Here is a 7,657-nt window from a genome sequence, read left to right on the forward strand (position 1 = left end):
TTTGCTATTTCTCCCAAGTTGGGGAAGAACGAGGGGAGCAGAGGGGCAGAGAAGAAAAATTCATGACTATTCACTAATGATTAATGACCATTAACTAATATGCAAATTCCGCGCTTACACCCAGACACAATTGAAGAAATTAAACATCGTGCTGATATTGTGGATGTTGTATCAGAATATGTGGTATTACGCAAACGTGGTAAGGATTTCGTCGGTTTATGTCCTTTCCATGATGAGAAAAGTCCTAGTTTTACTGTCAGCCAAACTAAGCAAATGTATTATTGCTTTGGCTGTCAAGCTGGGGGTAATGCAATTAAATTTTTGATGGATTTGGGTAAGCACTCCTTTTCTGAGGTGGTGTTAGATTTAGCACGGCGTTACCAAGTGCCTGTCAAAACCCTCGAACCAGAACAACGCCAAGAGTTACAGCGTCAGATATCTTTGCGGGAACAGTTGTATGAGGTTCTGGCTTCAGCCGCACAGTTTTATCAACACGCCTTGCGTCAATCTCAAGGACAATCGGCACTCAAGTATTTACGCAGCGATCGCCTTTTCAATGAAGCTACAATCCAGCAGTTTGGCTTGGGTTATGCCCCTCCCGGTTGGGAAACTCTGCACCGCTATTTGGTAGAAGATAAGCACTATCCGGTGCAGTTGGTGGAAAAGGCAGGTTTGATTAAACCCCGGAAGGAAGGCGGCGGGTATTATGATGTATTTCGCGATCGCCTGATGATTCCGATTCGTGATGTGCAAGGACGAGTGATTGCCTTTGGTGGTAGAACTTTGAGTGACGAGCAACCAAAGTATTTAAATTCCCCAGAAACAGAATTATTTAATAAGGGGAGAACTTTATTCGCCTTAGATCAAGCCAAAGCTGGGATTTCCCAACTTGATCAAGCGGTGGTAGTGGAGGGATATTTTGATGCGATCGCTCTCCACGCTGCGGGTATTAATAATGCTGTTGCCTCCCTCGGTACAGCATTGAGTTTGGAACAAGTCAGGCTGATGTTGCGCTACACTGACTCGAAACAATTGGTACTCAATTTTGATGCTGATAAAGCAGGAACAAATGCGGCAGAACGAGCTATTGGGGAAATAGCTGATTTAGCTTACAAGGGTGAAGTTCAGCTGAAAATTCTCAATATTCCCGATGGCAAAGATGCTGATGAGTATTTACGTTCCCATAACCCTGAAGATTATGAACAATTATTAGTCAATGCGCCTCTGTGGATAGATTGGCAGATTCAGCAAATTATTCAAGACCGTAACTTAAAACAGGCTACAGATTTTCAACAAGTTACACAACAAATTGTTAAATTACTGCAAAATATCAACAATCTTGATACACGCGACTATTACATAGATCACTGTGCTGAAATACTTTCTTTAGGAGATGATAGGCTTAAACCTCTAAGAGTCGAAAATCTTTTAACTCAAATCACTCCATCTATAGCTAAATATTCTCAGCCTGTAGCTATCAAAAGAACGGGTAATGGGGGCAAACTTTCTCTAGTACCCAGTCCCCAATCCCTAATTCCCAAAGACCGCAGCCTTCTAGAACAAGCAGAAGCCTTGTTACTAGGAATTTACTTACATTGTGCTGAACAGCGTCAAGCTATTGTTGCAGCTTTAGAAGAGCGAGATTTAGAATTTAGCCTTTCTCACCATCGATTTTTGTGGCAAAAGATTTTAGAGTTAATGGAGGAACAGGTAGATTTAATCTCTAGTTTGCAAGACAGATATTTAGAATTATCTGAAGATATAGCAATCATCTCTCATCTGTTTCATCTCAATGAGAAAGGGAAGAAAGAGATCATGCGTACTCCTCAAGTTGTGCAAGCTGCGATCGCTTGTATGGAACGAGTGCTAAGAGAAAAGCGTTATCGCCACTTTTTGGAACTGTGGGAAACAACAGATCCAGAAGCTGAACCAGAAAAATGGCAGTCTTATTATCAAGCTTTTTATACCGAAAAATTGAAGCTGCAAGAATTAGACCGTCAACGACAGTTTTCTATTACAGAATTGTTGTAATCAATTGATTATTTTTGCTGCTGTGATTGCTGGCTTTGAGCTACTTGTCTAACTTGTTCAATATCTAAGCCTAGTTGCTCTGCTATTTGCTCTACTGTTGCACCTAAACTGAGCATAAAGGGTACAGTCTCAAGTTTACCTTCTTGTTTGCCTTCTTGTTTGCCTTCTTGATAAACTTTAGTTTGTTTTAAATCGCTTAAACCTAACATTTGCTCAATCTCCTTTCTACTAACTTTAGGAAATTTATAGATAATTATCGTCTCTATTAATTGTATAATGTCTCGTTGGGTAATTTCATCTTTTATTTGTTGTCGAGCAAGGACTATTAACTCCCTGGCTTTCATCCCCGCAGTGGTTTCTGGTTCAATGACTAACTTGACTGTCTCTATACCAATCGACTGTTCATCTGTTGAGTCTAACTCATCAAGATAGACACGTTTTACTCGTTGCGATGTCAGTAATTCAATATATCTTTCTGTTTCTCCTATATCAATACTTTTACTAGGATAAACAATTACTCCTTGCCAATTATTGAGCAATTCGGTTTTATCCAGATACAGAAAAATTTCTGTAAAGAACCGTGAATATATTTTTTTGTCTGGTTGGAATTGAACTTCAACAAAATAAATAGGTAATGTATTGTTGTTGGGGAGAAATACCCCATCAATACGAAATGCTAGTTGCTTGACTTCAACTGACGAAAATTGATAGATATTTGCTATTGTTGGAGACTGGTCGATAAGTTCAAAGAAAATACCGGGGAAACTTTGGAACAATCGGTAAAATATGCTGTCTGTTTTCACGAAAGTTTTACGAATATATTTTTTGCATATAGGTTGCATATTTCCAGGTTTAGGTACACTCTGTCAAGAGTGATAATTTTAAGTAATCTGGGGTATTTTTGAGCAAAATATGTAGATTTAGGTTTATTTTAAACCCACTAAAAGACGTGATAAATTGCGCCTATATATGAAAGTTTTGGGCTTATCTGAAATGTATTGTGCTATTATACGTCACTACAAAGCATGGTAAATCGCTACAAAAATATAAACTGGATCAAACAATCTAAGCTATTCAAATTTGCTCTGAGAAATTTTACAACTGGCATATCTTAATACAGAATTATGGCAATACTTTAAATATACTGTTGTAGGGTTTGATCTTATTTAAGAAATATCAATTGGTAAGTATATATCTTAAGTAAGAATTACTTAAACACTAAGTAGAAAATCTATTACTATTACTTGCAATAACATTACATATGAATAAACCACACGATCAGTCCTACAAGAAAACTGCTCTGATTACTGGTGCAGCTAGCGGCATTGGTTACGAACTAGCACGTATTTTTGCCCATGATAATTACAACCTTGTACTAGTAGATAGAAATCAGTTAAAACTCACAGAAATTGCTACTGAATTTCAAGAAAAATTTAATATTTCTCTCAAAATTATTAGTAAAGATTTATCTCGTTCAACCTCTCCTGAAGAAATTTTTACAGAGTTGCAGCAGGAGAGCATTAATGTTGATGTACTCGTCAATAATGTGGGATTTGGCACTTATGGATTGTTTAATGAAACAAGCCTTAATGATGAACTGGAAATGCTCCAGGTGAATTTAGTATGTCTTACCCATTTAACTAAATTATTTTTGAAAAGTATGGTCAAGCAAGGTGAGGGTAAAATATTAAATGTCGCGTCATCTGCTGCTTTTCAACCAGGCCCTTTAATGGCAGTTTATTTTGCGACTAAAGCCTATGTTTTATCTTTCTCCGAAGCACTTGCTAATGAATTAGAAGGTACAGGTGTGAGTGTGACAGTTATGTGTCCAGGAACAACGGAATCAGCTTTTCATGAAAGAACCGGAATGGCAGACTCGAAGCTGATCAAGAAAAAAAATATGATGGATGCTCAAACAGTAGCAGAGATTGGTTATCGTGGTTTAATGAAGGGTAAAACTATTGTTATTCCTGGGCTAGAAAATAAAATACTAGCCAAACTGGTAAGATTCATACCCAGAAAGATAGTAACTAAAATAGTCAGAAAAATGCAGGAAAATAATTAGATTTATTGTTTTTTCTCAGCAATAATTCCTTAAATGCAACTGCCATTTATTGAAAATCAAGGGATGAGAATTGATGCCTGGATACTATTTTTATAGCTAGTTGATAAGTTCAAGTGAGAAATAGGGAATTATTGTACAACTGAATCAGTTGTTGTATTCGTATCTGATATATTTCCAGTTTTATGTATAAACTGTCGATAGTTCACCTATTAGCTATTTCCCAATTAAACTTATCGAAACCTATAGGACACTAATCAATTAAACTGGCTGCTCTCTTCGAGAATAAAGGTAATCACAATATATTGCCCAAATAGCACCAAATAAACCGCTTAAAGAACCTGCGATCGCAGATGTAAAACCCCATCCCACAGGGCCAGTCCAGTTAGTAATTTCTTTTAAAATTCCTGTAGTTGCTTTGCTCACTACATAAGCTGTTCCCGTAGCACCAAATGTCACTAAACCCAATTCTGCCAAGATTTCTATCAGTCCCTTACTTGATAAGTCTTCTTCAAAGTAAATCTTCCAAATAGCAGTGTACATAAGGATATCGGAAGTAGTTAATATTAACTGTTTGGGAATTTCTCCACCTGGTGTAGGTGTAACTGAAGCCGTACCACTACCAATGGCGTAAGTGGTAATTGCTAACACAGTTTCCAATCTCTTTTTACCTAAATTATCCACAGTTTTATCTCCAATAATACTCTACATTTAGTTATTCTAACTAGACTATAAGTAGTTGGCATGAACTACCTACACCAGAACATATAACAATAGGTATTGAGGTATCTACATTGATATTGTTGGAAGTAGTATTTTTAATCCAAATCCTCATGAAAAAAAATTCACAACTAAAGATGAAACATGAATATACCCTGCTACCTTTTTTAAGCTAGTCCGGAGTGAATTGATACATCTATGTTTTTTGATATAACAACAATGACAATCTATAAAAAGTATAAATAAAGTCCGCTTTGGCGGACTAACTACAAGGGCTAATTGCTACCTTTGTAATTAACAATTATGTCAGATAGCGTTTTGATTATCTCCTAGATAATTCATTTAATCAAGGCTAAAACATCAAAGTTTTAGACATAATAGTTGATATAAAAAAAGTCCGCTTGCGCGGACTACGGACATTGGATAAGGTTAGGTTATTACCAAGATGGCCTGCTATATTGCTAGAGGCTGATTTCATTCTTGATTAATATGTTGAATAAAGCAAGTGCTGAAGATTGATTCCTTAGACATAAAAACCTGAAATATGTCTGGAAATAATTATTTAAAAATTACTTTAACCCTGGGTATATTTTTCTGTATTTAGATTAATTCCATATATTTCTAAGCTTACCACCTAACGAACAAAGTAGTTTAGATCACCTGATTATTGAGACATAAATAAGAGAATTATGTCTAGATAATTTTCATCATTTCTGGAGTAATTGGATAAAAATTAAATGGTGGTTCACGAGGACAGCCCTGGAAAAATTCCGGGGTTTTATTTATGTAGCGATTTCCAATCATATTTGAGATTGCGTAAACCCAATCTATTGGAGAAACTGGGTTTATGCAGTCTCACAATTTTTATAAATTAAGTTATAAATGCTATTTTTTTATTAAAAAATAGATGCTTAATCCACACCATCTAAATCTGCTTCAATCTGGGGGTAGATTTTTTAATAATTCAAGTGTTTCCTCACACCAATCTATCCAATTTTGTTCATATCTCATACCTGCTTTTAAAACTAAATTTCTTAGTTTATCTTCCTTAATTAATACTTTTGATGGAGGACATTTTTCTTGCTCCATTTGTCGATATGTCGATAATTTGTCTATATGAACTCTCCGATGACGTTCTACATCTTCTATCAGCACACCAACTGGTACTAAACTACCAGCAAAAATCTTCACTAATATATCTTCTCTAATGACATCAGGTTCACTGGGTTTGTGCATCCATTCCACTAAATGCTGCTTCCCCTGTTCTGTGATTGAGTAAATTTTCTTGTCTAGGCGACCTTCACGGGGAATAATTTCGGACACAACCAAGCCTGTGGACTCCAGTTTCCCTAGTTCTCTGTAAATTTGTTGCTGGGAAGCTTGCCAAAAATAACCTACATATTCACTAAAAACCTTAGACAGATCATAACCACTGTGAGGAGCATCAATTAAACAGGTCAGAATTGCTTGCGATAAACCCATAGGGAATTACTTGACAGATATTTTCTTAAGTGTACACTAGAAAATGTATACAACAAGTTGAATAAAGCTCATTTAGTAATAAATGTTGTATACAGTAAATTTAATTGCTCCAACTCCGGCGGTGACTTTATGCAAAACCTTCATCCAGATAGAGTTAGGAATTTTAAGTATCCCAATAGAACTCTGATTGTGGGTGCTGTGGCTTTAGCTGTGGCTAGTGGTGCGAGTTCATGGTATTTTTTGTCCAGTGCGGGAAATTCTGGGGAAAAAGCTACTTCCGTTGTCAGTCGTCCTGTAATGAAAGCAGTGACAGCTTTAGGTCGGATAGAACCCCAAGGGGAAGTGATACAAGTATCGGTTTCGCAGACAGCTGGTAGTAATCGCGTAGCAGAACTTTTGGTGAAACAGGGCGATCGCATTCAGAAAGGTCAAATCATTGCTATTCTAGATAATCGGGATATTCGGCTGGCGGCTTTAAATAGAGCCAAACAACAGGTTAAAGTTGCCCAATCACAATTAGCACAGGTAAAAGCTGGGGCAAAACAGGGAGAACTTGCTGCTCAACAAGCCACAATATCTGAATTAGAAGCCAAACTGCGTCAAGAAGTAGTTGCTAGAGTCGCGACCGTCAAACGCTTAGAAGCCGAAGTTAGAAATGCTGAAATAGAATATCAGCGTTACCAATATCTGCAAAAAACAGGTGCTGTTTCTGCTTCTATGAGAGATAGCAAAAAATTAACCCTAGAAACAGCACAAGAGCGTTTACAGGAGGCTGTGGCTAACCGGACTCAAACATCAGAAACCCTCAAAGAAAGACTCAAACAAGCAAAAGCCACTTTAGAAAAGATTGCAGAGGTGCGTCCCACTGATGTGCAAGCCGCACAAGCAGAAGTAGAAAATGCCAAAGCCGCCGTACAAGAAGCTCAAGCTAACTTAGATTTAGCTTATGTTAAATCGCCTAAAGTCGGTCAAATCCTCAAAATTCAGACTTGGGGTGGGGAAGTAGTCAGCGACAAAGGGATTGTAGAAATCGGACAGACTAATCAAATGTATGTCGTTGCAGAAGTTTATGAAGTTGACATCAATCGCGTCAAAATCGGACAAAGTGCAACTATCACCCAACTTAACTTCCCAGGAAAACTAGAAGGGACAGTAGATGACATTGGCTTACTGATAGCCAAAAAAGACGTACTCAGCACCGACCCCGCAGCCGATATTGATTCACGAGTAGTAGAAGTTAAAATCCGCCTCACCCCAGAGTCGAGTCAAAAGGTAGAGGGTTTAACAAATTCTAAAGTTAGAGTTGCGATGACTGGGGAGTAGGGAGTAACTAATTATGTTTAAACGCAAAATTCCTTTAGG

Annotated in this window: 6 protein-coding genes; 3 read left to right on the forward strand and 3 right to left on the reverse strand. The window is 37.4% G+C overall.

What is annotated here, in order from left to right:
• The first annotated feature begins 99 nt into the window (after positions 1 to 99).
• Complete coding sequence (dnaG, locus tag VB693_RS23305; RefSeq protein ID WP_323268335.1) at positions 100 to 2,031, forward strand: DNA primase; 1,932 nt, start codon at positions 100 to 102, stop codon at positions 2,029 to 2,031.
• An 8-nt stretch (positions 2,032 to 2,039) separates the two neighbouring features.
• Here the strand turns inward: dnaG and VB693_RS23310 are convergent, their stop codons facing one another.
• Entirely contained in the window at positions 2,040 to 2,834 is a 795-nt protein-coding gene (locus VB693_RS23310) for an Rpn family recombination-promoting nuclease/putative transposase (protein WP_323268336.1), read from the reverse strand.
• Positions 2,835 to 3,292: 458 nt separating this feature from the next.
• Between VB693_RS23310 and VB693_RS23315 the strand changes: the two genes are divergently transcribed.
• Positions 3,293 to 4,096, forward strand: coding sequence for an SDR family oxidoreductase (locus tag VB693_RS23315; protein ID WP_323268337.1), 804 nt, complete (start codon positions 3,293 to 3,295; stop codon positions 4,094 to 4,096).
• Between the two features lie 258 nt (positions 4,097 to 4,354).
• On the opposite strand, the gene VB693_RS23320 is transcribed toward VB693_RS23315, so the two are convergent.
• Both VB693_RS23320 and VB693_RS23325 read right to left on the reverse strand, forming a co-directional pair.
• Complete coding sequence (locus VB693_RS23320) at positions 4,355 to 4,777, reverse strand: hypothetical protein (RefSeq protein WP_190706656.1); 423 nt, start codon at positions 4,775 to 4,777, stop codon at positions 4,355 to 4,357.
• A gap of 972 nt (positions 4,778 to 5,749) precedes the next feature.
• Positions 5,750 to 6,295, reverse strand: coding sequence for a PadR family transcriptional regulator (locus VB693_RS23325; protein ID WP_323268338.1), 546 nt, complete (start codon positions 6,293 to 6,295; stop codon positions 5,750 to 5,752).
• Positions 6,296 to 6,424: 129 nt separating this feature from the next.
• On the opposite strand from VB693_RS23325, the gene VB693_RS23330 reads away from it, so the two are divergent.
• Complete coding sequence (locus tag VB693_RS23330; protein WP_323268339.1) at positions 6,425 to 7,618, forward strand: ABC exporter membrane fusion protein; 1,194 nt, start codon at positions 6,425 to 6,427, stop codon at positions 7,616 to 7,618.
• The last annotated feature ends 39 nt before the right edge of the window (positions 7,619 to 7,657 follow it).

This window comes from Anabaena sp. UHCC 0399, assembly GCF_034931465.1.
Taxonomy (GTDB): domain Bacteria; phylum Cyanobacteriota; class Cyanobacteriia; order Cyanobacteriales; family Nostocaceae; genus Trichormus; species Trichormus minutissimus.